This is a genomic window from Jidongwangia harbinensis (assembly GCF_020216025.1).
Classification (GTDB): domain Bacteria; phylum Actinomycetota; class Actinomycetes; order Mycobacteriales; family Micromonosporaceae; genus Actinoplanes; species Actinoplanes harbinensis.
The window spans coordinates 26031-49513 of sequence record NZ_JAIWNC010000034.1; the positions used below are offsets into that span (position 1 = coordinate 26031).

Here is a 23483-nt window from a genome sequence, read left to right on the forward strand (position 1 = left end):
GGCGGCCGGAGGTATGCTGACGGCATGCGCAGACGATGGAGCTTTACCCGGCCCGCTGGTCGCGGGCGCCGGGTCTGACTCTCCTGCGCGCACTCCCCTGACCGGCGGGCGGCGGCCCAGCCGCGCCTCCGTACACTGCCCGATGGTCATCCTTCAGTGGGGGAGTTCATGTCCTACCGCAACGATCCGTACGATCCGAAGCAGGCTGCCCTGCTCGCTCCCGAGGCGCTCGACGACGCCGTCGCGGAGGCCGGGAAGGCGTTCGCCGCCGCGGCCGACCTCGACGCGCTCGGCGCGCTGAAGTCCGTGCATCTGGGCGACCGCTCGCCGGTCTCGCTGGCGCGGCGGGAGATCGGTTCGCTGCCGCCGGCCGCGAAGTCCGACGCCGGCAAGCGCGTCAACGTGGCGCGACAGTCCATCCAGGGCGCGTTCGACGCCCGGCTCGCCGAGCTGCAGCTGGAGCGCGCGGCCCGGGTGCTGGTCGAGGAGCGGGTCGACGTCACGCTGCCCTGGGACCGCCGGCCGCGGGGCGCCCGGCATCCGCTGACCACGCTGATGGAGCACATGGCCGACCTGTTCGTCGGCATGGGCTACGAGATCGTCGAGGGTCCCGAGCTGGAACTCGAATGGGTGAACTTCGACGCGCTCAACATCGGCCCGGACAACGCGGTGCGCGGCTCGATGGACTCGTTCTACGTGGACGTGCCGGGGCTGGTGATGCGTACCCACACGTCGCCCGGTCAGGTGCGGACCATGCTCACCCGGCAGCCGCCGATCTTCGTGGTGAGCCCGGGCCGGGCGTACCGGTCGGACGAGCTGGACGCCACGCACAGCCCGGTCTTCCACCAGATCGAGGGCCTGGTGGTCGACGAGGGCATCACCATGGCGCACCTGCGCGGCACGCTGGACCACTTCGCCCGGGCCATGTTCGGGCCGGACGCGAAGACCCGGTGGCGGCCGCACTACTTCCCGTTCACCGAGCCGTCCGCGGAGTTCGACGTGTGGTTCGAGCAGCACCGCGACGGCCCGCGCTGGGTGGAGTGGGGTGGCTGCGGCATGGTCAACCCGCGGGTGCTGACCGCCTGCGGCATCGACCCGGAACGCTACTCCGGCTTCGCGTTCGGCATGGGCGTGGAGCGCACGCTGATGTTCCGCAACGGCGTCTCCGACATGCACGACATGGTCGAGGGCGACGTCCGGTTCACCCGTACCTTCGGCATGGAGGTCTGACGCCGTGAAGACGACACTGTCCTGGCTGCGTGAGTACGTCGAGCTGCCGGCCGGCCTGACCGCGGAACAGCTCGACGCCGCGCTGGTCGACCTGGGCATGGAGGTCGAGTCCATCGTGGACCAGGCCGCCACCGTCAAGGGCGGCCTGGTGGTGGGCCGGGTGCTGGAGATCGAGGAGCTGACCGGGTTCAAGAAGCCGATCCGGTTCAACCTGGTCGACGTCGGCAACGCGGCACCGCAGGAGATCATCTGCGGCGCCCGCAACTACGCCGTGGGCGACCTGGTCGTGGTCATCCTGCCCGGTGGCGAGCTGCCCGGCGGCTTCGCGGTCGGCGCGCGGAAGACCTACGGCCGGATGTCGGCCGGCATGATCTGCTCGGCCCGCGAGCTGGGGCTCGGCGACGACCACTCCGGCATCATCGTGCTGCCGGCCGGGGCCGCGGAGCCGGGTGCGGACGCGCGCGGAGTGGTCGGGCTCGACAACGTGCTGGTCGAGGTGGAGATCACCCCGGATCGCGGGTACGAGATGAGCCTGCGCGGCATGGCCCGCGAGCTGTCGTACCACTTCGGTACGGCGTACACCGACCCGGCGGACCGGCCGGCACCGGGCGCGACCGCCGAACCGCCGTACCCCGTGCGGGTGGACGACCCGGTCGGCTGTGACCGGTTCGCGGCCCGGGTGGTGCGCGGCATCGACCCGCACGCGGCGTCGCCGGAGTGGATGCAGCGCCGCCTGATCGCGGCCGGCGTCCGGGCCATCTCGCTGCCCGTCGACATCACCAACTACCTGATGCTCGAACTCGGCCAGCCGATGCACGTGTTCGACCTGAACCGGCTGCGCGGCGGCCTGGTGGTGCGCCGCGCCACGCCGGGGGAGAAGCTGACCACCCTGGACGGCGTCGCCCGCGTGCTGGACGCCGAGGACATGGTGATCTGCGACGACTCCGGGCCGATCTCGCTGGCCGCGGTGATGGGCGGGGAGACCAGCGAGTGGCAGCCGGACACGGTGGACGTGCTGCTCGAGGCCGCGCACTGGGACCCGGTGATGGTGGGCCGCACGGCGCGCCGGCACCGGCTGTTCAGCGAGGCCGCGAAGCGGTGGGAACGCGGGGTGGACCCGCAGCTGCCGTTGGTCGCGCTGCAGCGGGCGGTGGAACTGCTGACCGAGTACGCCGGCGGCACGGTGGACGAGCGGGTGCTGGACATCGACCACGTGGTGCCCCCGGCGCCGGTCGAGCTGGACCCGACGCTGCCGGCCCGGCGGATCGGCGTGTCGTACTCCGCGGACCAGGTGGTCGACCTGCTCGGCCGGGTCGGCTGCACGGTCACCGGCACCGACCCGCTGGTGGTCACGCCGCCGTCCTGGCGGCCGGACCTGCTGGCCCCCGCGGACCTGGTCGAGGAGGTCGCCCGGCTGGGCGGCTACCAGGAGATCCCCAGCCTGCTGCCGCCCGCGCCGGGCGGTGGCGGGCTGACCGCGGTGCAACGCCGCCGCCGTACGGTGGGCCGGGCGATCGCCGAGGCCGGGTACGTCGAGGTGCTGTCGTACCCGTTCGTGGCGCCCGAGGTGCACGACGCGTTCGGTCTCGCCCCGGACGACCCGCGGCGCAGCGCGGTGCGGCTGACCAACCCGCTCAGCGAGGAGGAGCCGCAGCTGCGCACGTCGTTGCTGCCGCCACTGCTGGCCACGTTGAAGCGCAATCTCGGGCGCGGGCTGCGCGAGCTGGCGCTGTACGAGGCCGGCCAGGTGTTCCGCCCGCGACTGGTGGAGACGGCGCCCGGGCCGATGGCCGTGGACCGGCGTCCCACCGACGCGGAGTGGGCCGCCGCCAACCGGATCGTGCCGGACCAGCCGTGGCACCTGGCCGCGGTGCTGGCCGGCGACGTCGAGCCGGCCGGCTGGTGGGGTTCGGGTCGCGCGGCGACCTGGGCGGACGCGGTCGAGGCGGCCCGCATCGCGCTGTCCGCGGCGGGCGTACCGGCGGACCGGGTGAGCGTCCGCGCCGCCGAGTACGCGCCGTGGCACCCGGGCCGGTGCGCCGCGGTCCTGGTCGACGACGTGGTCCTGGGTCACGCCGGCGAGCTGCACCCGGCCGTGGTGTCCGCGCTGGAACTGCCGAAGCGGACGTGCGCCATGGAGCTCAACCTGGACGCCGTCCCGCCCGCGCCGGTGGTGCAGGCCGCGGCGCTGTCCACGTACCCGCCGGCCCTGATCGATGTGGCGCTGGTGCTGGACGCGACGGTGCCGGCGGCGGACGTGCAGGCGGCGCTGGTGGCCGGTGCCGGCGAGCTGCTGGAGTCGGTGTACCTGTTCGACGTGTACGCCTCCGACCAGCTCGGCGCCGGGTTGCGGTCGCTGGCGTACAAGCTGACGTTCCGCGCGCCGGACCGGACGCTGACCGTGGAGGAGGCGGTCGCGGCGCGGGACGCGGCGGTGGCATCCGCCGCGGCCCGCACCGGAGCCGTCCTGCGCGGGGCGTGACCGGCCTCAGGCGGACGCGACTGCGGCGTCGAACCGGCGCCGCAGTTCGGCCATGGCCGCCGGCTCCAGCGCACTCGTCAACGCCTGCTGCTGGTATTCCGCCGGGAGCACCTGGAAGATGCGGTCCCGGTAACTGACCGTCTCGGTGGCCTCGACCATCTGCATCGTCGGCGGCGTGGTGTCGAACTTCATGATCAGCGGCGCCACGAACTTGGTGGCGAAGTCCCAGGTGCCCTTCGGCTCGGCGACCGCGCACATGTGGAAGCCGTACACGGTGTCCACGTCGTCCGCGGTCTTCGCGTCCTTCGGTTCGTACCCGTACACCCGGACGCCGCACACCGTGGTGCCCTTCGCGTCGGTGGCGCCGTGCCCGGCGTGGCCGGTCGCGGGCATCTGCTCCAGCGTCGTGGTCATCCGCTGGGTGATGGCGTCGTTGACCGTGGCGGCGCGTTCCTCCGGGGACGGGCCGCCGATCACCTCCAGGCGGACCAGCGCGAACGCGCCGGCGGCGAGGAGCACCACAACCGCGAAGATCCGCGGTAGCCAGGTGCGCCACCGCGGTCGTTGACCGGTTGCCGGGGTTTCTTCCGTCGGGGATTCATCTGTCGGTTGTGCCACGTCGACCTCCGTCGACTCGGGAGCTGACGACCGAGCCGGCCCTCCGCACCGAAGGGCCGGCCCAGCCGGGTCTGACGCCGAACGTCAGCCGGTGAAGTTCACATCGCTGCAGAGGTAGTACGGCTGGTCCAGGTGGCTGGCCTGCCAGATGGTGAAGACGACGTGCCGGCCGGTGCGCGATCCGGCGTTGACCTGAGCGGTGTAGTTGCCCGCCGGGGCGATCCGGCCGGTCGTGGTGACCAGCTCGAGGTTGCCCCAGGTCAGCGCCTGGCTGGTCGGGTCGAAGCCCTGCCGGGTGATGTAGATGCGCAGGTAGTCGGCGCCGTGCCGGGCCTCGTCACGCAGGTTCAGGGTGAACTGGCGCGGCTTGTTCGCGGCGATCCAGTTGCCCACCGTGTCCATCGCGGCGTACCGGCCGCTCTGGGTGCGGCCGCCGCTGCAGAGCTGGCCGTCCGGAACGGCGGCCTGGTGGTTGCCGCCCACGTTCTCCCGGTAGAGGCCGTTCCAGTTCCACATGGCGTTCGGGTCCCGCTGCCACGCCTGGGCGCACATCGGGTCGGTCTGTGCCATGTTGGGGTTGAGGTGGTCGCCGCCCCAGCGTTCGAGGCAGCCGTAGTTCCGGGACGGGGGGTCGACCACGGAACCGTGCGCCGAGGCCGGGGCGGCCAGGGCGGTGGTGCACAGTGCGGCAGCAGATGCGACGACGGTCATGACGCGGATCGCCAGGGACCGTCGGGGATGTGTCGCGGACATCAAGCCTCCAAAGTGACATTGATTGACATCAATGTATAACTTGTGGCGGGCTGGTGACAACCGTAACTTCCATGAAATTTCCGGAAAACACCCTTAGAGCTACCCGAATCGAAACATGGAAGCGCTCCCACGCAGCGATGATAGTCGATCGGCGAGGGTACGGCCGGGGAAGCCGCTCGGCGCTCCTGACGGTGGCCGGGGCGATGTGCCTCTCTGGTCACCAGGCTGGCGGTGGGCGGCGGTGGGCACACCGGACTGGCCGGCGACTTCTAGCGGACCCGCGGGTCAGCCGACGACCTCGACCGGGGTGCCGGAGGGCGGGTTGCCGAACAGCTCCGCCGCGTTGCCGCCGCGGGCGAACAACTCGTAGCTCACCCGGTCGCCGCCGCCGTCGCCGCGTGGCCAGCCGGAACTTCCGGGTGCGAAGGACACCGCGCCGGCCGGGACGGTGAAGACGCCGTCGCTGACGATTGCCTCGACCACGGCGCCGCCGATGCGTACCCGCACCGGGGAGCCGGTCTCGGCCGGTGGGTCGTACCAGGTGGTCTTGAGGTTGCCGTAGCCGTCGGTGTAGGCCACCGCCCGGCGCGGGGCCGGGCGCACCGGGACCGGTTCGCCGAGCAGCTTGTCGTCGCCCGCGACCAGGGCGGCCACCGCGGGCGGGAAGACGTCCCGGGAACGGAACTGGGAGCCGGCGTCGGGCACGTTCACCGCGTGCAGCCGGACTCCCTCGTCGGCCAGGAACGACATGCTGGCGCCGGCGGCCACGCCGACCACCAGGACGCCCGAGTCGAGGCGGGCGGCGACCAGTCGTTCCCCGGCGTTGTCCGCGCGGGGTTCGTCCTCGTCCTGGCGGGGCGCCACGTTCGCGTACACCACCCGGTCGGCCGGGCCCTCGCCGAACGCCAGCTGGGCGACGCAGAAGCCCGCGCTGACCGTGTCGAACGGGGGTACCGGGATGGCGGCCACGTTCGCGTCCGGGAGCAGGAGCGCGAACCGCTGGCGGACCTCGGCGAACGCCAGGTCTCCGAGGCCGTAGTCGGCGACGACGGTGACAAGCATGATGGCAGCCTAGAACGGGCGGCGGAGGGCTGCCGGACTTCAGTCGATCGTGTGCCCGCCGTTGACCGTGATCCGTTCGCCGGTGACGAAGCGGGACGCGTCGGAGGCCACGAACGCCACCACGTCCGCGATGTCCTCGGGGGTGCCGAGGCGGCCCAGCGGTACGTCCCGGACGTACCCGGCGCTGTTCTCCTCGGTGATCTCGCCGTGCCGTTCCACCGGGATCCAGCCGGGCGCGACCACGTTCACCGTGATGCCGTACCCGCCCAGCTCGCGGGCCCAGGTGCGGGCCAGCCCGATCTGGGCGCCCTTGGCCGCGTTGTACGCCGACGCGCCGGGCAGCGCCCGCTCGAACGAGTCGGATCCGATGTGGATGATCCGGCCGCCGCCGAGCCGCCGCATGTCGTCCAGGGTGGCCTGCATCAGCAGGGTCGGGCTCTTGACGAAGAAGGCGAGCTGGTCGAGGTGCTGCTGCCAGGTCACCTCGCCGGCCGGCACCAGCGGCTGCGGCCCGGTGGCGTTGGCCACCACCACCTGCACCGGTGCCAGTTCGGCGCGGATCGCGGCGGCCATCGCCCGGACCTCGGTCTCGTCGGTGACGTCGGCGGCGAAGGCGGCGGCCCGTCCACCGGCGGCGACGATGTCGGCCACCACCCGGGCGGCGCCGTCCGCGTCCGAGCGGTAGTTCACCGCGACCGGCCGGCCGTCCGCCGCCAGCCGCCGGGCGATCCGCGCGCCGAGACCGCGGGACGCGCCGGTGACCAGCGCCGCACCGGGCCGCAACGCAGCATCAGGCTCCGGCGCAGAGGCGGGTCTCGGCGCAACATCCGGCGCCGGCGCAGAGGCGGTCTTCAGCGCAACATCCGGCGCCGGCGCAGAGGCGGGCTTCAGCGCCGGATCAGGCTCCGGCGCCGCGCCGGGTCCGCCGTCACGATCGCTCATTCGCCGACCGTACCGTCGAGCAGTTCCCGCACCGCGTCGGCGTGCCCGGCGTGCCGGGCCGTCTCGTTGATCAGGTGCAGGAGCACGAACCGCAGGTCGGTCCCGTGGCCGTACCGCGACGGGGTGGACAGGTCGCCGATCGACCGCACCGCCCGGTCGGTCCGGTCGGCGCGGTCCCGGTATGCGGCGAGCGCCGCCGCGACGGTGAGCGACGCACCGGGGGTGTACTCGTCGGCCGGCTTGTCCACCGGGCCGCCCCGCATCTGCCCGTCGACCCAGCGCCGCTCCACCCCGGTCAGGTGGTTGACGATGCCGATCAGCGGCAGCAGGCGGCCGTCCGGCCGCCAGCGGGCCTGCTCGTCGGTGACGCCGGACGCCTTGCGCAGCACCGCGCCGCGCAGGAACGCCAGCCAGCGCAGGTACAGCTCCAGCTCGTCGGGGGTGCCGCCGGGGAACTCCGCGGTCACCGCGGGCCGGCCTTGACCGCGGCGAGCAGCGCGAACGTGAGCAGCTCGCCGCGGTCCGCCGCCAGCATGGCGACCACGCTCTCGTTGGTGGTGGACCCGGTCCGGGCCAGCCCCGCCCGGGCCCACCGCAGCCAGTCGTCGCAGCCGTGCTCCTGCAGCCGGGCGGCGGTCACCGTGACCAGTTCGGTGATCTCCCACTGGAAGCGCCACCACTCGGCGGTGTGCCAGGCGATCGCCTCCCAGCCCACGCACGCCTTGATGTGCGGCGGGACGGCGCCGAGGTCGCGGACCTCCCGGCGCATGGCCGGGGTGGCCACGCCGAGCCGGCCACCGGGCCGGAGGAAACCGACGAGGTACGGCAGGTAGTTGTCGGCCGTGCCGAAGTACTCGAACGCGTCGATGCAGACGATCGCGTCGAACGACTCCGCGTCGAACGGCAGCGTGTGCGCCTCCGCCCGGACCGCCCGGACCCGGTCCGCGACGCCGGCCTCGGCGAACACCCGGGCGGCCGTCTCCGGTGCCACCCACAGGTCCGCGGCGACCACCTCGGCGCCGAACTCGCGGGCCAGGAACACCGAGGTGGCGCCCATGCCGGAGCCCAGGTCCAGGATCCGCATGCCGGGCCGCAGGTCCAGGTCCCGGCACAGGTCCTCGAGCAGCCAGAGCGGGTTCGGCCCCATGTCCAGGCTGAGCAGCCACTCCGGGTCGTAGGCCGCGGACCGCGGATAGCGGTCCGGCTGGCGCAGCAGGGTCAGCGCCTCCTCGGCGGCGGTCACGGCAGCCCGCCGACGACCGTGGTCTCCCGGCTGGTGAACTCGCCGGTGAGCATCGGCATGGCCGCCGCGATGGCGGCGCGGGTCTCCGGCAACCGCAGCGAGGCGTCGTGGTCGGCTTTGCTGTCCCAGACCTCGTACACCCAGATCAGGTCCGGGTCGGTGTCCGCGACGCTCACCGAATACACCGAGCAGCCGGCGCCGCGCAGGCCGTCCACCGCGTCGAGCAGAATCGCCACCACGTCGTCGCGGCGGCCGGGAACGGCGCGCATGGTGCCGGCATAGCCATAGGACATGTGCCCAGGCTAGGGCAGGCGGCGCGATCCGGGGTGCCGGGTCAGCCGGACGGCAGCGGCGCGGCGACCGGGCTGCGGTGCCCGTCGCGGTCCACCGCGCGTACCCCGAAGAAGACGTTGTCCTTGGAGATGTCGACCGTCACCGTGTCGACGTCGCCCACGTCCGCCACGTGGGTCCAGTCCGGCGACGTGGTCTCGCGCCACAGCACCTGATAGCCGGCCAGGTCCGGTTCGGTCCCGCGCTGCCAGCGCAGCGTGGTGGCGTTGGTGAGCTGCCGGGTGTCGATGACCACACCCTTCGGGGTGCCCGGCGCCTGGGCCAGCGACCACAGCGCGGCCGCGTTCACCCGGGCCACCCGGGCGATGTACCGGAAGTCGCAGAACTCGGGCAGGTCGCCGTACTGCACGCCGTCCTCGACGCGCACGTCCTGGTGCTGCAGGCGGAAGTTCTCCCGCGGCTCGGTGAACCGGGCGGCCGGGTAGCCGCGCTGCAGGAACGAGATGTGGTCGCTGCCGCGCAGGTAGCGGTCGCGGCGCCAGATCACCCGGACGTCCATGCCGGTCTGCGGGTTCGCGGCCACGTCCCGGACGAAGCGGCCCAGCTGGCGCGACGGGCCGTCGTTCTCGCCGCCGACCGACTGCCGCACCGTGGCCTGCTGCGCGGTCTCGGAGGTGGGCACCCCCTCGACGAACAACCGCACGGTACGCGGGTCGGGCCGGCTGCCGTCGTGGGCGTCGCCGGTGCCCACGATGTCGTTGCTGAACATGCCCTGCACGTCCGCGCCGGCGTCCCGGTACGCCTGGGCCAGGTGCGCCGAGCCGTACAGGCCCTGCTCCTCGCCGGCCACCGCGGCGAACACCAGCGTCGCCTCGGTGCGCCGGGTGGCCAGGACCCGGGCCAGTTCCATCGCGACCGCGACCCCGGAGGCGTCGTCGTCGGCACCGGGCGCATAGCTGGTGGCGTCCATCACGTCGGTGACCCGCGAGTCGTAGTGGCCGGTCAGCACGTAGATCCGGTCCGGGGCGGTGTCGCCGCGCAGGGTGGCGATGACGTTGGTGATCGTGGTCGGCTCCGGGATGCGGGACGACACGGGCTGCACGAACGACTGCCGTTCCACCGTCATCCGGCCGCCGGACGCGGCGGCGTACCCCTGCATCTGCTCGAAGATCCAGTCCCGGGCGGCGCCGATCCCGCGTTCCGGATCGTCCTGGACCGACAGCGTGTGCCGGGTGTGGAACGCGGCGAGCCGCCGCACGGTCCGCTCGATCCGGGCCGGGTCGATCTCCCGCAGCACGTCCCGCAGCACCCGGTCGGGCGCCTGCGGGCGGGGCCGGGCCCGGTCACCGGCCGCGGCCGGCTCCGAGTCGCCGAGCAGGGGCCCGGCGACGGCCGCCGCCGCGGACACGGACAGGAACGCACGCCGGTCTGCCATACCGAAACTCTGGTCCACACCGGCCGCAATGTCCACGGTTATCGATCCCGAACCGTGCGCCCCGGTCCCTCCAGGTGGCCCTGGAGCTGGCTCAGGCGCTGGTCCCACTCGGTGGCCAGCACGGCCAGGAACGACTGGGCCACCGTGATCGGGCCGGACTGCAGCCGGAACCGGACCCGCCGCCGCTCGCCGTGCTCCGCGGCCACCAGCCCGGCGTCGGACAGCAGGGCCAGGTGCTTGGCGATGGCCTGCCGGGAGATCGGCAGCCGGTCCGCCAGGTCGGTGGCGGTGGCCGGGCCGCGCGCGGCCAGCTCGCCGAGCAGCGCCCGCCGGGTCGGGTCGGCCAGCGCGGTGAACACCGCGGCCGCGGTCGCTTCCGGGTCGGTGCCCATGCCTGCCTCCAACGGAGCCCTACCTGGTGGGCAGTCCGGTGATCAGATTCTGCAGGACGGCGAACGCCTGGTCGTCGTCGGCCGTCCCGGTGTGCGGCCGGCGGAACCGGTCCGCTTCCACGGCCAGGTCGGCGATGTCCCAGCGCAGCCGGTACATCTCCAGCAGGTCGGCCCGGGGCACCATGCCGGTGGCCTCCGCGTACGACCGGCGCACCTCGTCGCCGAGCAGCCACAGGTCCCGTTCCGGCGGCGCCACCCGGGCGGTGTCCCAGTCGATCAGGCGCCAGCCGGCGGCGGTGCGCATGGTGTTCCCCGGGTGCGGTTCGCCGTGGGTGAGTACCGAGCGGTCCGGGCCCGCCCCGGCGGCGAGTGCGTCGTGGCGGCTCAGCAACCGCCGCACCGGCCCGGGGTACGCGCCGAACAGCTCCGCCACCCGCCCCGCGTACGGGCCGGTGTCGCCGAGGTCGCCGGCCAGCGCCGCCTCGAGCGCGTCCCGGTGCGGCACCGCCGACTCGCGTGGGGCCCGGTCCCGGACCGGCGGCGGCGCGGCGTGCACCGCCCGGACCATCTCCAGCGCGGCCTGCCGGTGTGCCTCGTCGGGGTACCCGCCGAAGGCGAAGCTCTCGCCGTCCACCAGCGGGTACAGCGCCACCGCGTACCGCTCGCCGAGGCGGGCGACCGGCTCGTCCCCGGCGGTGGTGACCGGTGCCACCACGAACTCGGCGCCGTGCGCCCGCAGCCCGCGCGCCGCGTCCAGCGCCCGCCACAGGTCGCGGTACGCCGGCTCGGCCGGCCCGGCCCCCTTGGTCAGGTCGTCCACCGTGGCGAACCACCCGGTGCCGGCGTGGTCGGTCACCACCCAGTGGTGGCTGCCGAACCCCACCGGCCGGTACGCCATCGACGCCACCGCGACGCCCCACTCCCGGGTCAGGGTCGCGCCGAGCGTCTGCTCGCTCAGGTCCAGCGGCGGAGTCAGCACGCGCCCCTCCTGATCACCCGGTCCGGCTCAGTCGATGCGGAACCGCGCCGCCAGCAGGTCGCGTGAGTTCGGCCCGACCTCCAGGTCGAACTCGCCGGGCTCGACCACGCGCCGACCGTCCGCAGTGACCAGTGTGCACTCCGCGGCCGGCACCTCGATCCGCACCTCCACGGTCTCCCCGGCCGGCACCAGCACCTGCCGGTACGCCTTCAGCTCGCGGATCGCCCAGGTGACGCTGGTGACCAGGTCGCTGATGTACGCCTGCACGGTCTCCAGCGCCGGCCGGGAACCGGTGTTGGTGAGCCGGACCGACGCGTGCACGGTGCCGTCCACGGGCACCCGCGGCTCGTGCACCACCAGGTCGGTGTACTCCACCGTGGTGTAGCTCAGCCCCTCACCGAAGACGAACTGCGGGTCCTGGGTCATGTCGGCGTAGCGGCGGCCGTGCTGGCCGCGGATCTGGTTGTAGTAGACCGGCTGCTGACCGACGTGCCGGGCCACCGAGATCGGCAGCCGCCCGCTGGGCTCGATCAGCCCGAGCAGCAGTTCGGCGATCGCCCGGCCGCCGCACATGCCGGGGTTGAACGCCTGGATCAGCGCGGCCGCGCCGAGCGCCGACGCGGGCAGCACCGCGGGCTTCGAGTTGACCAGCACCACCACGGTCGGCGTGCCGGTGGCGGCCACCGCGTCCAGCAGCGCGATCTGGCCGCCCTGCAGTTCCAGGGTGGCGGTGGACTTGCTCTCGCCGGTGAGCGCGACGGTGTCGCCGACCACCACCACCGCCACGTCGGCGGCGCGGGCCGCGGCCGCCGCCTCGGCGATCATTTCCGGGTCGACCGGCGCGGCCTGCGAGATCGGCGGCCGGGGCTGCCCGTCCGGGTAGCTGGGGCCGACCGGGTCCGGGACGAGTTCCTCCACGTCCGCGCCCCGGGCGTAGGTGACCTGCCAGCCCGGCGGCGCCAGCGCGCGGACGCCGTCCAGCACCGTCTCGATCATCTCCCGCGGCTGGCCGTCCGGCATCCAGTCGACCTGGCCGGAGTTGCCGGCCCAGTCGCCGAGCTGCGCCTGCGGGTCGTCCGCGTTCGGGCCGAGCACCGCCACCCGCAGCGGCTCGCCGCCCGGGTCCAGCGGCAGCAGGCCGTCGTTGCGCAGAAGCACCAGCGAGCGGCGGGCCACCTCCAGGTTGAGCGCGGCGTGCCCGGCGGTGCCGATCACCGCCGCCTGCCGCTCCGGGTCCGGGCCGCGGGGGTCCTCGAACAGCCCGAGCTGGAACTTCAGCCGCAGGATCCGGCGTACCGCGGCGTCGATCTCGTCGGCGGTGAGCCGGCCCTGCGCGACCGCGGCCTGGGCGCCCTCGAAGAAGCCCGGCGTGGTCATCACCAGGTCGTTGCCGGCCCGCACCGCGACCGCGGCGGCCTCGGTGATGTCCGTGCAGACCTGCTGCTCCCAGACCATCCGGCCGACGTTGTCCCAGTCGGTGACGAGCGTGCCGGTGTATCCCCACTCGCCGCGCAGCACGTCGTTGAGCAGCCAGCGGTTCGCGGTGATCGGCACGCCGTCCATCGACTGGTAGCCCAGCATGAAGGTGGCCACGCCCTCGCGGGCGACCCGCTCGAACGGCGGCAGGAACCACGACCGGAGCTTGCGCGGGCTCAGGTCGGCCTCGCTGGCGTCCCGGCCGCCCTGGGTCTCGGAGTAGCCGGCGAAATGCTTCGCGGTGGCCAGGATCGCGGTCGGGTCGGTCAGGCCGCCGCCCTGGTAGCCGCGCACCATGGCCGAGCCCAACTCACCGATCAGGAACGGGTCCTCGCCGAACGTCTCGTCCACCCGGCCCCAGCGCAGGTCCCGGGCGATGCACAGCACGGGGGAGAACGTCCAGTGGATGCCGGTGGCGGCCACCTCGACCGCGGTGGCCCGGGCGACCCGCTCGGTCAGGCCGGCGTCCCAGGTCGCCGCCATCGCCAGCTGGGTGGGGAACACCGTGGCGCCGGGCCAGAACGAGTGCCCGTGGATGCAGTCCTCCGCGGTGAGCAGCGGAATGGCGAGCCGGGTGCCGGCGACCAGGTCGTTCGCCTCCAGCAGGCGCGCCGGCGAGGTGTGCAGGATCGAGCCGGCCAGCCTGGTGGTGACGATCTCCTTGAGGTCGCCGCGGGAGTCGAGCTGCAGCATCTGCCCGACCTTCTCGGCCAACGTCATCCGGGCCATCAGGTCGTCGAGTCGTTGCTCAACGGTCAGCGAAGGGTCCCGGTACGGGAAAGCCTCGGTCACACATGCCTCCGGTTCGCGGTTTTCCGAAGTTTGACAGTTCACCGGCCGGCGCGGGGCCCGTCCCGGTTCCGGAACTCACACGTGTCAGTGGTTCAGCTCACATGTCCGCAACTGGTTACAGTCGCGGCCGTGGACTTCGGCATCGTGATCGTCCTGGCCGGACTGGCCCTGGTCGACAGCACCAGCATCGGCACCCTGCTCCTGCCGGTGTGGATGTTGCTCGACCCGCATGTGCGGCGCACCCGGTTTCTCGCGTACCTCGGCACGGTCGCCGCCTTCTACTTCCTGCTCGGCGTGGCCCTCACCGCCGGCGCCGGGACGCTGCGCGGCCGGCTCGACGACGCGGCCGGCAGCGACGCCCTGAGCTGGGTGCAGCTGATCCTCGGCGGGATCCTGTTCGGGCTGAGCTTCCGGTTCGATCCCAAACGGGTGGCGCGCCGCCGGGCCCGCCAGGGCGGCGGGGGCCCGGCCGAACGGTGGCGCGCCCGGCTCACCACGGCGCGGGCGTCGTACCGCTCGATGGTTCTGCTCGGCCTGGCCGCCGCCGGCCTGGAGGCGCTGTCCATGCTGCCGTACCTGGCCGCCGTCGGCATCCTCGCGGTCGCCGACGTGGGTGCGGCGGTGTGGGTGCCGGTGCTGGCCGGGTACGTGCTGGTGATGGTGCTGCCGGCGGTGGTGCTGCTGGCGGTGCGGCTCGCGATGCACGAGCGGGTGCAGCCGGCGCTGGAGCGGCTGGCCGGCTGGATGGCGCGGCATGCGGACGGCGCCCTGGGGTGGGTGCTGGCGCTGCTGGGGTTCTATCTGGCGGCCAACGCGGCGGTGCGTCTGGGCCTGTTCGGCACCGCGGGGTGACCCGTCCGGTGCGACGTGGCGGGCGCATGGGCCGTCTGCGCGGGACGCCTCCGGGGTGGTGGTCGGTGGTACAGCGATGTCGTCATGGCTGTCGTTGATGGGTCGCGCGTCGTTCGGTCGATGTTGAGTGCGTGTGGTTCTCGGGTGCGGAGCGCACCACTGCTTCACCCACGGCGCGCGGGCAACGGAGGTGTGTTGAGGTCCGGCGCGGAGCGCACCACTGCGCCACACGCGGCACGGGGGCGGTGGGGTGTGTCGAGTTCGGGTGCGGAGCGCACCACTGCGCCACACGCCGCGCGTGGGCGACGGGACGTGTCGAGTTCGGCGCGGAGCGCGCCGCGCTGAGCGGAGTGACAAACCGGGCACATGGTTCGCCCGCGGCGAGGTGGCCAGGTCGTGATGGCGGCCGGTCCTGGGGGTGCGGTCCGGTCGGAGCTGCCCGGTGCGGTAGCGGTCCGCGACGAACCGCGCCAGCCGCGGCGACATGGCGCGCGGTTGTCTCAGCGCGTTGCCGCCGCGGCTCGACACCGTTTGAGGGGAGGGGTGTCGACGGGTGAGGGTGGTTGCCGTCGGAAGGCGGGGTTGATACGGTTCTCTGCATAGTCATGCGGAGGTTGGTATGGGGATTCGGGTCGGGGTTGCCGGCGCCAGTGGGTATGCCGGGGGTGAGCTGCTACGGCTCGTCGCCGGGCACCCGGAGTTCGAGCTCGTGGCCGCCACGGCGCACTCCCAGGCGGGCGCGCCGGTGTCCGTCGTACACCCGCAGCTCGCCGGGCTGGACCTGACGCTCGGTGCCACCGACGCGGCCACCTTGAGCGACGCCGACCTGGTCTTCCTCGCGCTGCCGCACGGGCAGTCGGGTGCGCTGGCCGGGCAGCTGCCGGCCGGGGTGAAGATCGTCGACCTGGGCGCGGACTTCCGGCTGGCGGACGCGGCGGCCTGGACGCGGTACTACGGGGGCACGCACCACGGCACCTGGACGTACGGGCTGCCGGAGCTGCCGGGGCAGCGGGAGCGGATCGCGGCGAGTGACCGGGTGGCGAACACCGGCTGCTATGCGGCGACCATCACGCTGGCGCTGGCGCCGCTGCTCGCGGCGGGGGTGGCCGCACCGGACGACGTCGTGGTGGTGGCCTCCTCGGGCACCAGCGGCGCGGGACGGGCGGCCAAGGCCAACCTGCTGGCCAGCGAGGTGATGGGTGACCTGACGCCGTACAAGGTGGGTGCGCACCAGCACGTGCCGGAGATCAAGCAGGCCACCGGTGCCACCTCGCTGTCGATGACGCCGGTGCTGGCGCCGATGCCCCGGGGCATCCTGGCGACGGTCACCGCGAAGGCGCTCGGCGGGGACCCGCGGGCGGCGCTGCTCGAGGCGTACGCGGACGAGCCGTTCGTGCACGTGCTGCCGGAGGGCGCCTGGCCGCACACCGGTGCCACGGCCGGGTCGAACTCGTGCCACCTGCAGGTCACGGTGGACGTCGACTCCGGCCGGATCGTCGTGGTCAGCGCGCTGGACAACCTCGGCAAGGGCGCCGCCGGGCAGGCCGTGCAGTGCGCCAACCTGATGTCGGGACTGCCGGAGACGGCCGGCCTGTCGGTGTTCGGGGTGACGCCGTGAGTGTGACCGTACCCAAGGGTTTCCGGGCCTCCGGGGTGTCCGCCGGGCTGAAGAGCAGCGGGCCGGACGTGGCGCTGGTGGTCAACGACGGCCCGGACTGCACCGCGGCCGGCGTGTTCACCGGCAACCGGGTCAAGGCCGCGCCGGTGTTGTGGAGCCAGCAGGTGGTCAAGGGCGGCATCGTGCGCGCCGTGGTGCTCAACTCGGGCGGGGCGAACGCGTGCACCGGTTCGCAGGGGTTCCGGGACACCCACGCCACCGCCGAGCACACCGCCGCGGTGCTGCGCGGCGCGCCGAGGCCGGTGCTGATCGGGGCCGGTGACGTCGCGGTCTGCTCCACCGGGCTGATCGGCGAACTGCTGCCGATGGGCAAGCTGCTGCCCGGGGTCGCCGCGGCCGCGCGGGACCTGTCCGCGGACGGCGGTCCGGCCGCCGCCCAGGCCATCATGACCACCGACACGGTCGCCAAGAACGCGGTGGTGCACCGGGACGGCTGGTCGGTGGGCGGCATGGCGAAGGGCGCCGGGATGCTGGCGCCGGGTCTCGCCACCATGCTGGTCGTGGTCACCACGGACGCGGTGGCCGGCAACGACGCGCTGGACGCCGCGCTGCGGGAGGCCACCCGGCTCACCTTCGACCGGATCGACGCGGACGGCTGCATGTCCACCAACGACACCGTGCTGCTGCTGGCCAGCGGCGCCTCCGACGTCCAGCCGGAGCCGGCCGAGCTGACCGCCGCGGTGCTCGAGGTCTGCCACGACCTGGCCCAGCAGCTGATCGCGGACGCGGAGGGCGCCACCAAGCACATCGCGATCGAGGTGCTGGGCGCGGCGAGCGAGGCGGACGCGGTCGAGGTGGGCCGGACCGTCGCCCGCAACAACCTGGTCAAGACCGCGATGTTCGGCAACGACCCGAACTGGGGCCGGATCCTGGCCGCGGTCGGCACCACCGGCGCGGCGTTCGAGCCGGAACGGGTGGACGTGGCGGTCAACGGCATCTGGGTGTGCCGGGGCGGCGCGGCCGCGGAGGACCGGTCGAAGGTGGACCTGTCCGGCCGGGACGCGACGATCCAGATTCACCTGCACGAGGGGGAGATGAGCGCGACCATCTGGACCACCGACCTGTCGCACGCGTACGTGCACGAGAACTCGGCGTACTCGACATGACCGCCTGCACCGAGCGGCACTCGGCCGCACCAGTGGACGGCCTCGCAGGCGAGGGCCAGAAGGGCATGTCAAAGGTGGCTCAGACATGACGCCCGGGGAGAAGGCCGCCGTCCTCATCGAGACCCTGCCGTGGCTGGAGCGGTTCCACGGGGCCACGGTGGTGATCAAGTACGGCGGCAACGCGATGGTCCAGCCGGAGCTGCAGGCCGCGTTCGCCGCGGACATGGTGTTCCTGCGGTACGCCGGGATCAAGCCGGTCGTGGTGCACGGCGGCGGCCCGCAGATCAACGCCATGCTGAACCGGCTCGGCATCGCCAGCGAGTTCAAGGGCGGCCTGCGGGTCACCACGCCGGAGGCCATGGACGTGGTCCGGATGGTGCTCACCGGCCAGGTCGGGCGCGAGCTGGTCGGCCTGATCAACCAGCACGGCCCGTTTGCGGTCGGGCTCTCCGGCGAGGACGCCCGGCTGTTCACCGCGGTCCGCCGGGCCGCGGTGGTCGACGGCGAGCCGGTGGACATCGGCCAGGTCGGCGACGTGGCGTCGGTGGACACCTCCGCGGTGGACGACCTGATCGCGGCCGGCCGCATCCCGGTCGTGGCGTCGGTCGCCCCGGACGCCGACGGCGTGGTGCACAACGTCAACGCGGACACCGCCGCCGCGGCGCTGGCGGTGGCGCTGGGCGCCCGCAAGCTGGTGGTGCTCACCGACGTACCCGGGCTCTACACGAACTGGCCGGACACCTCCTCGCTCACCTCGGAGATCACCGCGGACGAGCTGGAGAAGCTGCTGCCCGGCCTGGAATCCGGCATGGTGCCGAAGATGGAGGCGTGCCTGCGCGCCGTGCAGGGCGGCGTGCCCGCCGCGCACGTGGTCGACGGCCGGGTTCCGCACTCGACGCTGCTGGAAGTTTTCACTTCGGAAGGATTCGGCACCATGGTGATCCCGTCATGACCTCACTGGTGGAGCGCTGGCAACAGTCCATGATGGACAACTACGGCACGCCGTCGCTGGCCCTGGTGCGCGGCGCGGGCGCGGTGGTCACCGACGAGCACGGCAAGGAGTACGTCGACCTGCTCGGCGGCATCGCGGTCAACGCGCTCGGGCACGCCCACCCGGCCGTCGTCGGCGCGGTCTCGCAGCAGATCGCCACGCTCGGCCACGTCTCCAACCTGTACGTCGCCGAGCCGCCGGTGGCGCTCGCCGAACTGCTGCTGGCGCTGGCCGGGCGGCCCGGCAAGGTGCTGTTCTGCAACTCCGGCGCGGAGGCCAACGAGGCCGCGTTCAAGCTGTCCCGGCTCACCGGCCGCACCCACGTGGTGGCCACCCGCGGCGGCTTCCACGGGCGCACCATGGGCGCGCTCGCGCTGACCGGCCAGCCGGCCAAGGCGGACCCGTTCCGGCCGTTGCCGCCCGAGGTCACCCACATCGGGTACGGCGACCCGGCCGCGCTGCGCGAAGCGGTGACCGACCGCACCGCCATGGTCATCCTGGAACCGATCCAGGGCGAGAACGGTGTCGTCGTGCCGCCCCCCGGCTACCTGGCCGCGGCCCGGGAGATCTGCACCGCCACCGGCGCGCTGCTGGTGCTGGACGAGGTGCAGACCGGGATCGGGCGGACCGGCCACTGGTTCGCGCACCAGGCCGACGGCGTGGAACCGGACGTGGTGACGCTGGCCAAGGGACTCGGCGGCGGCCTGCCGCTGGGCGCGTGCCTGGCGTTCGGCCCGGCCGCGGAGAAGTTCGGCCCCGGCTCGCACGGCACCACGTTCGGCGGCAACCCGGTGAGCTGCGCCGCCGCGCTCGCGGTGATCCGCACCATCGCGGGGGAGGGCCTGCTGGACAACGTCAAGCGGGTCGGCGAGCAGATCCGGCGCGGCGTCGAGGCGCTCGGGCTGCGGGTGCGCGGCGCCGGGCTGCTGCTCGGCATCGTGCTGCCGGAGCCCACCTCGGCGGCGCTCTCGGCCGCGCTGCGGGACGCCGGTTTCCTGGTCAACCCGGTCCAGCCGGACGTCATCCGGCTGGCGCCGCCGCTGATCCTGGGCGCCGACCAGGCCGACGCGTTCCTGGCCGCGCTGAAGCGGGCCCTGCCATGACCCGGCACTTCCTCAAGGACGACGACCTCACCCCGGACGAGCAGGCCGCGGTGCTCGACCTGGCGGCCGCGATGAAGGCCGACCGGTACGCGCACCGCCCGCTGGCCGGCCCGAAGTCGGTGGCCGTGCTGTTCGACAAGCAGAGCCTGCGCACCCGGATGTCGTTCGAGGTCGGCATCGCCGAACTGGGCGGCAACCCGATCATCGTGGACACCCAGAACACCCACTTCGGTCGCGGGGAGTCGCTCGCCGACGCCGGCCGGGTGGTGTCCCGGTACGTGTCCGCGATCGTGATGCGCACGTTCGCCGACGAGCGGCTCACCGACCTCGCCTCGGACGCGGGCGTGCCGGTGGTGAACGCGCTCACCGACGGGTACCACCCCTGCCAGCTGCTGGCCGACCTGCTGACCGTGCGGGAACGGTTCGGTGCCACGGCCGGGCGCAAGCTCGGGTACGTCGGCGACGCGGCCAACAACATGGCGCACTCGTACCTGCTGGCCGGCGCGACCGCGGGCATGCACGTCCGGGTCGCCGGGCCGTCCGGCTTCGACCCGGCGCCGTCCGTGGTGGCCCGGGCCGCGGAGATCGCCGCGTGGACCGGCGGCTCGGTCGAGGTGCTCCGCGACCCGTACGAGGCGGTGGACGGCGTGCACGTGGTCGCCACCGACACCTGGGTCTCGATGGGGCACGAGGCCGACGGGCGGGACCGGCGTACCCCGTTCTGGCCGTACCAGATCAACAAGGACCTGCTCGCCGCGGCCGCGACCGACGCGGTGGTTCTGCACTGCCTGCCCGCGCACCGCGGGGAGGAGATCACCGACGACGTCATGGACGGCCCGCAGAGCGCGATCCTGGACCAGGCGGAGAACCGGCTGCACGCCCAGAAGGCGTTGCTGGCCTTCCTGATCGGGCCCGGCGGATCATGACCGGCCCGATCACCCGGGCCGGGCGGCACGCCCGGATCGTCGACCTGATCCGGGACCGGGCGGTGCGGTCGCAGACCGAACTCGCCGAGCTGCTGGCCGCGGACGGCGTCCAGGTCACCCAGGCCACGCTCTCGCGTGACCTGGAAGAGCTGGGTGCCGTTAAGGTCAGCGGCGCCTACCTGATCCCGGAGGACGGCAAGCGGCCGCTGCGGGAGGCCGAGCAGGCGCCGGCCCGGCTCATCCGGCTGCTGCGCGAACTGCTCACCGGCGTGGACGCCAGCGGCAACCTGACCATCCTGCGAACCCCGCCCGGGGCCGCCCAGTTCCTCGCCAGCGCACTGGACCGCTCCGGGCTCACCGACGTCGTCGGCACCATCGCCGGCGACGACACGATCCTCGTCGTGGCCCGCGACGGCACCGGCGGCAAGGCCTTGGCCGACAAGCTCGCCGAATGGGCCGGACACACGTCAGAACACTTTGAGAGGAGTACCCCGTGACCGAGCGGGTCGTTCTTGCCTACTCCGGAGGCCTCGACACCTCCGTGGCCATCCCCTACCTCGCCGACCAGGTCGGCGGCGAGGTCATCGCGGTCGCGCTCGACGTCGGCCAGGGCGGCGAGGACATGGAGGTCATCCGGCAGCGTGCCCTCGACTGCGGCGCCGCGGAGAGTGTCGTGGTGGACGCCCGCGACGAGTTCGCCCGCGACTTCTGCCTGCCGGCGCTGCGGGCCAACGCGCTCTACATGGACCGCTACCCGCTGGTCTCCGCGCTGAGCCGGCCGCTGATCGTCCGTCACCTGGTGGCCGCCGCGAAGCAGTACGGCGGCACCGTGGTCTCGCACGGCTGCACCGGCAAGGGCAACGACCAGGTGCGCTTCGAGGTCGGCATCGGCGCGCTCGCCCCGGAACTGAAGGTCATCGCCCCGGCCCGGGACTTCGCCTGGACCCGGGACAAGGCGATCGCGCTGGCCGAGGAGAAGGGCCTGCCGATCGACGTGTCGCACAAGTCGCCGTACTCGATCGACCAGAACCTGTGGGGCCGCGCGGTGGAGACCGGCTTCCTCGAGGACATCTGGAACCCGCCGATCGAGGAGCTGTACTCGTACACCCAGGACCCGGCCGTGTCCCGGGACCCGGACCAGGTCGTCATCACGTTCGAGCAGGGCAACCCGGTCGCCATCGACGGCGAGACGGTCACCCCGCTGCAGGCGGTGGCCGAGCTGAACCGGCGGGCCGGCGCGCAGGGGGTGGGCCGCCTCGACATGGTCGAGGACCGGCTGGTCGGGATCAAGAGCCGCGAGGTGTACGAGGCACCCGGCGCGATCGCCCTGATCGCCGCGCACCAGGAACTCGAGAACGTGACGGTGGAGCGGGACCTGGCCCGGTTCAAGCGGGGCGTGGACCAGCGCTGGGCCGAACTGGTCTACGACGGCCTGTGGTTCTCGCCGCTCAAGGACGCACTGGACGCGTTCATCGACGACGCGCAGAAACACGTCTCCGGCGACATCCGGCTGACCCTGCACGGCGGGCGCGCGGTGGTCACCGGCCGGCGCTCCGAGGCCAGCCTCTACGATTTCGGGATGGCGACCTACGACACCGGCGACACGTTCGACCAGTCGCTGGCCAAGGGATTCGTGCAGCTGTGGGGTCTGCCGTCCCGGATGGCCTCGGCGCGGAACAAGCGGACCGATGGCTGAGGCGCAGAAGACGTCGCTGTGGGGCGGCCGCTTCACCGGCGGCCCCGCGGACGCGCTGGCCCGGCTGTCGGTCAGCGTCCAGTTCGACTGGCGCCTGGCGCCGTACGACCTCGCGGCGTCCCGGGCGCACGCCCGGGTGCTGGCCGCGGCCGGCCTGCTCGACCCCGAGGAACTCGGCAAGATGCTGGCCGCCCTGGACGACCTGGAGGCCGCCTGCGCCTCCGGGGAGTTCCGGCCCACCGTCGAGGACGAGGACGTGCACACCGCGCTGGAACGCGGCCTGATCGAACGCCTCGGCACGCTCGGCGGCAAGCTCCGCGCCGGCCGGTCCCGCAACGACCAGGTCGCCACGGACCTGCGGCTGTACCTGCGCGACCACGCCCGCGGGCTGGCCGTGGCGCTGCTCGAACTGGCCGACGCGCTGACCGAGCAGGCCGCCGCGACCATCGACACCCCGGCGCCCGGCATGACCCACGTGCAGCACGCCCAGCCGGTCACGTTCGGCCACTGGCTGCTGGCGCACGTCCACCCGCTGCTGCGCGACCTGGAACGCCTCAAGGACTGGGACGCCCGCGCCGCGATCTCGCCGCTCGGCTCCGGTGCCCTGGCCGGGTCGTCGCTGCCGCTGGACCCGGCCGCGGTGGCCAAGGAACTCGGGTTCGCCGCACCGGCCGCGAACTCGATGGACGCGGTGGCCGACCGGGACTTCGTGGCCGAGTTCCTGTTCTTCACGGCGCTGGTCGGCGTACACCTGTCCCGCCTCGGCGAGGAGGTGGTGCTCTGGACGTCGCAGGAGTTCGGCTGGGTCGAGCTGGACGACGCGTTCGCCACCGGCTCGTCGATCATGCCGCAGAAGAAGAACGCGGACATCGCCGAGCTGGCCCGGGGCAAGAGCGGCCGGCTGATCGGCGGCCTGGTGGCGGTGCTGACCATGCTCAAGGGGCTGCCGCTGACGTACGACCGGGACATGCAGGAGGACAAGGAGCCGGCGTTCGACGCGATCGACACGCTGCAACTGCTGCTGCCGGCCCTGGCCGGCATGATCTCCACCATGACGGTACGCACGGACCGCCTGGCCGCCGCCGCCCCGGTCGGCTACTCGCTGGCCACCGAGGTCGCCGACTGGCTGGTCCGGCGCAACGTGCCGTTCCGCGAGGCGCACGAGATCACCGGCAAGCTGGTGGCGCTGTGCTCGTCCCGGGGCTGCGAGCTGGACGAGGTCACCGACGACGACCTCAAGACGGTGAGCGAGCACCTGGACCCGACGGTGCGGCAGGTGCTGTCGGTCGACTCGGCGCTGGCCGCGCGCACCACGCCCGGTTCGACCGGGCCCGGACCGGTGGCCGAGCAGCTGGCCATGGTGCAGCACAGGCTGGACACCTGGCGCCTGTGGGCCATCGAGCAGGTGGTACCGCGCTGATCGCGGGCGGTTGCGG

Annotated in this window: 22 protein-coding genes; 11 read left to right on the top strand and 11 right to left on the bottom strand. The window is 73.2% G+C overall.

Going from position 1 to position 23483, the window contains the following annotated elements; translation table 11 throughout:
* Positions 1 to 168 precede the first annotated feature (168 nt).
* Both pheS and pheT read left to right on the top strand, forming a co-directional pair.
* Complete coding sequence (gene pheS / locus LDL48_RS32625) at positions 169 to 1230, top strand: phenylalanine--tRNA ligase subunit alpha (protein WP_225258973.1); 1062 nt, start codon at positions 169 to 171, stop codon at positions 1228 to 1230.
* A 4-nt stretch (positions 1231 to 1234) separates the two neighbouring features.
* The gene (gene pheT, locus LDL48_RS32630; RefSeq protein ID WP_225258974.1) at positions 1235 to 3712 is read left to right on the top strand and encodes a phenylalanine--tRNA ligase subunit beta; all 2478 of its coding nucleotides are present in this window, start codon (positions 1235 to 1237) and stop codon (positions 3710 to 3712) included.
* A 6-nt stretch (positions 3713 to 3718) separates the two neighbouring features.
* On the opposite strand, the gene LDL48_RS32635 is transcribed toward pheT, so the two are convergent.
* The 11 genes from LDL48_RS32635 to LDL48_RS32685 form a co-directional block, all read right to left on the bottom strand.
* Positions 3719 to 4234, bottom strand: coding sequence for a hypothetical protein (locus LDL48_RS32635; protein WP_225258975.1), 516 nt, complete (start codon positions 4232 to 4234; stop codon positions 3719 to 3721).
* 180 nt (positions 4235 to 4414) lie between these two features.
* Entirely contained in the window at positions 4415 to 5041 is a 627-nt protein-coding gene (locus LDL48_RS32640; RefSeq protein ID WP_225258976.1) for a lytic polysaccharide monooxygenase auxiliary activity family 9 protein, read from the bottom strand.
* Between the two features lie 327 nt (positions 5042 to 5368).
* The gene (locus LDL48_RS32645; RefSeq protein WP_225258977.1) at positions 5369 to 6145 is read right to left on the bottom strand and encodes an SAM hydrolase/SAM-dependent halogenase family protein; all 777 of its coding nucleotides are present in this window, start codon (positions 6143 to 6145) and stop codon (positions 5369 to 5371) included.
* Positions 6146 to 6184: 39 nt separating this feature from the next.
* Positions 6185 to 6928 (bottom strand): SDR family oxidoreductase, encoded by a 744-nt coding sequence (locus LDL48_RS32650; RefSeq protein ID WP_225258978.1) that lies wholly within the window; start codon positions 6926 to 6928, stop codon positions 6185 to 6187.
* Between the two features lie 155 nt (positions 6929 to 7083).
* Positions 7084 to 7554, bottom strand: a complete 471-nt coding sequence (locus LDL48_RS32655) for a mycothiol transferase (RefSeq protein WP_225258979.1) — start codon at positions 7552 to 7554, stop codon at positions 7084 to 7086.
* Positions 7551 to 8330, bottom strand: coding sequence for an SAM-dependent methyltransferase (locus LDL48_RS32660; protein ID WP_225258980.1), 780 nt, complete (start codon positions 8328 to 8330; stop codon positions 7551 to 7553). Before LDL48_RS32660 ends, LDL48_RS32655 begins: the two co-directional genes overlap by 4 nt.
* Positions 8327 to 8623: a putative quinol monooxygenase gene (locus LDL48_RS32665; protein ID WP_225258981.1), complete on the bottom strand. Its 297-nt coding sequence runs from the start codon at positions 8621 to 8623 to the stop codon at positions 8327 to 8329. Before LDL48_RS32665 ends, LDL48_RS32660 begins: the two co-directional genes overlap by 4 nt.
* Before the next feature lie 41 nt (positions 8624 to 8664).
* On the bottom strand, positions 8665 to 10056 hold the full coding sequence (locus tag LDL48_RS32670) for a M20/M25/M40 family metallo-hydrolase (protein WP_225258982.1): 1392 nt from the start codon (positions 10054 to 10056) through the stop codon (positions 8665 to 8667).
* A gap of 38 nt (positions 10057 to 10094) precedes the next feature.
* Positions 10095 to 10448 carry an ArsR/SmtB family transcription factor gene (locus LDL48_RS32675; protein ID WP_225258983.1) on the bottom strand — a complete coding sequence of 118 codons (354 nt, stop codon included), beginning with the start codon at positions 10446 to 10448 and terminating at the stop codon, positions 10095 to 10097.
* Positions 10449 to 10467: 19 nt separating this feature from the next.
* On the bottom strand, positions 10468 to 11427 hold the full coding sequence (locus tag LDL48_RS32680; protein ID WP_308016519.1) for a phosphotransferase: 960 nt from the start codon (positions 11425 to 11427) through the stop codon (positions 10468 to 10470).
* 27 nt (positions 11428 to 11454) lie between these two features.
* The gene (locus tag LDL48_RS32685; protein ID WP_225258984.1) at positions 11455 to 13695 is read right to left on the bottom strand and encodes an exo-beta-d-1,3/1,6-glucosidase; all 2241 of its coding nucleotides are present in this window, start codon (positions 13693 to 13695) and stop codon (positions 11455 to 11457) included.
* A gap of 129 nt (positions 13696 to 13824) precedes the next feature.
* On the opposite strand from LDL48_RS32685, the gene LDL48_RS32690 reads away from it, so the two are divergent.
* The 9 genes from LDL48_RS32690 (at position 13825) to argH (ending at position 23467) form a co-directional block, all read left to right on the top strand.
* Positions 13825 to 14547 (top strand): GAP family protein, encoded by a 723-nt coding sequence (locus LDL48_RS32690; RefSeq protein ID WP_225258985.1) that lies wholly within the window; start codon positions 13825 to 13827, stop codon positions 14545 to 14547.
* A gap of 619 nt (positions 14548 to 15166) precedes the next feature.
* On the top strand, positions 15167 to 16165 hold the full coding sequence (gene argC, locus LDL48_RS32695; protein WP_225258986.1) for an N-acetyl-gamma-glutamyl-phosphate reductase: 999 nt from the start codon (positions 15167 to 15169) through the stop codon (positions 16163 to 16165).
* Positions 16162 to 17331 carry a bifunctional glutamate N-acetyltransferase/amino-acid acetyltransferase ArgJ gene (gene argJ / locus LDL48_RS32700; RefSeq protein WP_225258987.1) on the top strand — a complete coding sequence of 390 codons (1170 nt, stop codon included), beginning with the start codon at positions 16162 to 16164 and terminating at the stop codon, positions 17329 to 17331. The genes argC and argJ overlap by 4 nt, the downstream gene beginning before the upstream one ends.
* A gap of 85 nt (positions 17332 to 17416) precedes the next feature.
* A complete protein-coding gene (argB, locus tag LDL48_RS32705) occupies positions 17417 to 18283 on the top strand; it encodes an acetylglutamate kinase (protein WP_225258988.1) in 867 nt (288 codons plus the stop codon).
* Positions 18280 to 19425: an acetylornithine transaminase gene (locus tag LDL48_RS32710; RefSeq protein ID WP_225258989.1), complete on the top strand. Its 1146-nt coding sequence runs from the start codon at positions 18280 to 18282 to the stop codon at positions 19423 to 19425. Before argB ends, LDL48_RS32710 begins: the two co-directional genes overlap by 4 nt.
* Positions 19422 to 20351, top strand: a complete 930-nt coding sequence (argF, locus tag LDL48_RS32715) for an ornithine carbamoyltransferase (protein WP_225258990.1) — start codon at positions 19422 to 19424, stop codon at positions 20349 to 20351. The genes LDL48_RS32710 and argF overlap by 4 nt, the downstream gene beginning before the upstream one ends.
* Positions 20348 to 20848, top strand: a complete 501-nt coding sequence (locus LDL48_RS32720) for an arginine repressor (protein ID WP_225258991.1) — start codon at positions 20348 to 20350, stop codon at positions 20846 to 20848. Before argF ends, LDL48_RS32720 begins: the two co-directional genes overlap by 4 nt.
* Positions 20845 to 22047: an argininosuccinate synthase gene (locus LDL48_RS32725; RefSeq protein ID WP_225258992.1), complete on the top strand. Its 1203-nt coding sequence runs from the start codon at positions 20845 to 20847 to the stop codon at positions 22045 to 22047. Before LDL48_RS32720 ends, LDL48_RS32725 begins: the two co-directional genes overlap by 4 nt.
* Positions 22040 to 23467 carry an argininosuccinate lyase gene (argH, locus tag LDL48_RS32730; protein WP_225258993.1) on the top strand — a complete coding sequence of 476 codons (1428 nt, stop codon included), beginning with the start codon at positions 22040 to 22042 and terminating at the stop codon, positions 23465 to 23467. The genes LDL48_RS32725 and argH overlap by 8 nt, the downstream gene beginning before the upstream one ends.
* Positions 23468 to 23483 lie beyond the last annotated feature (16 nt).

Excerpts from the sequence above, each read along its gene's own strand:
- LDL48_RS32675 (WP_225258983.1), bottom strand. The coding sequence starts at position 10,448 with ATGGGCACCGACCCGGAAGCGACCGCGGCCGCGGTGTTCACCGCGCTG.
- LDL48_RS32670 (WP_225258982.1), bottom strand. The coding sequence starts at position 10,056 with ATGGCAGACCGGCGTGCGTTCCTGTCCGTGTCCGCGGCGGCGGCCGTC.
- LDL48_RS32640 (WP_225258976.1), bottom strand. The coding sequence starts at position 5,041 with ATGACCGTCGTCGCATCTGCTGCCGCACTGTGCACCACCGCCCTGGCC.
- LDL48_RS32665 (WP_225258981.1), bottom strand. The coding sequence starts at position 8,623 with ATGTCCTATGGCTATGCCGGCACCATGCGCGCCGTTCCCGGCCGCCGC.
- argB (WP_225258988.1), top strand. The coding sequence starts at position 17,417 with ATGACGCCCGGGGAGAAGGCCGCCGTCCTCATCGAGACCCTGCCGTGG.
- argH (WP_225258993.1), top strand. The coding sequence starts at position 22,040 with ATGGCTGAGGCGCAGAAGACGTCGCTGTGGGGCGGCCGCTTCACCGGC.
- LDL48_RS32710 (WP_225258989.1), top strand. The coding sequence starts at position 18,280 with ATGACCTCACTGGTGGAGCGCTGGCAACAGTCCATGATGGACAACTAC.
- argF (WP_225258990.1), top strand. The coding sequence starts at position 19,422 with ATGACCCGGCACTTCCTCAAGGACGACGACCTCACCCCGGACGAGCAG.
- LDL48_RS32645 (WP_225258977.1), bottom strand. The coding sequence starts at position 6,145 with ATGCTTGTCACCGTCGTCGCCGACTACGGCCTCGGAGACCTGGCGTTC.
- pheS (WP_225258973.1), top strand. The coding sequence starts at position 169 with ATGTCCTACCGCAACGATCCGTACGATCCGAAGCAGGCTGCCCTGCTC.
- LDL48_RS32720 (WP_225258991.1), top strand. The coding sequence starts at position 20,348 with ATGACCGGCCCGATCACCCGGGCCGGGCGGCACGCCCGGATCGTCGAC.
- argC (WP_225258986.1), top strand. The coding sequence starts at position 15,167 with ATGGGGATTCGGGTCGGGGTTGCCGGCGCCAGTGGGTATGCCGGGGGT.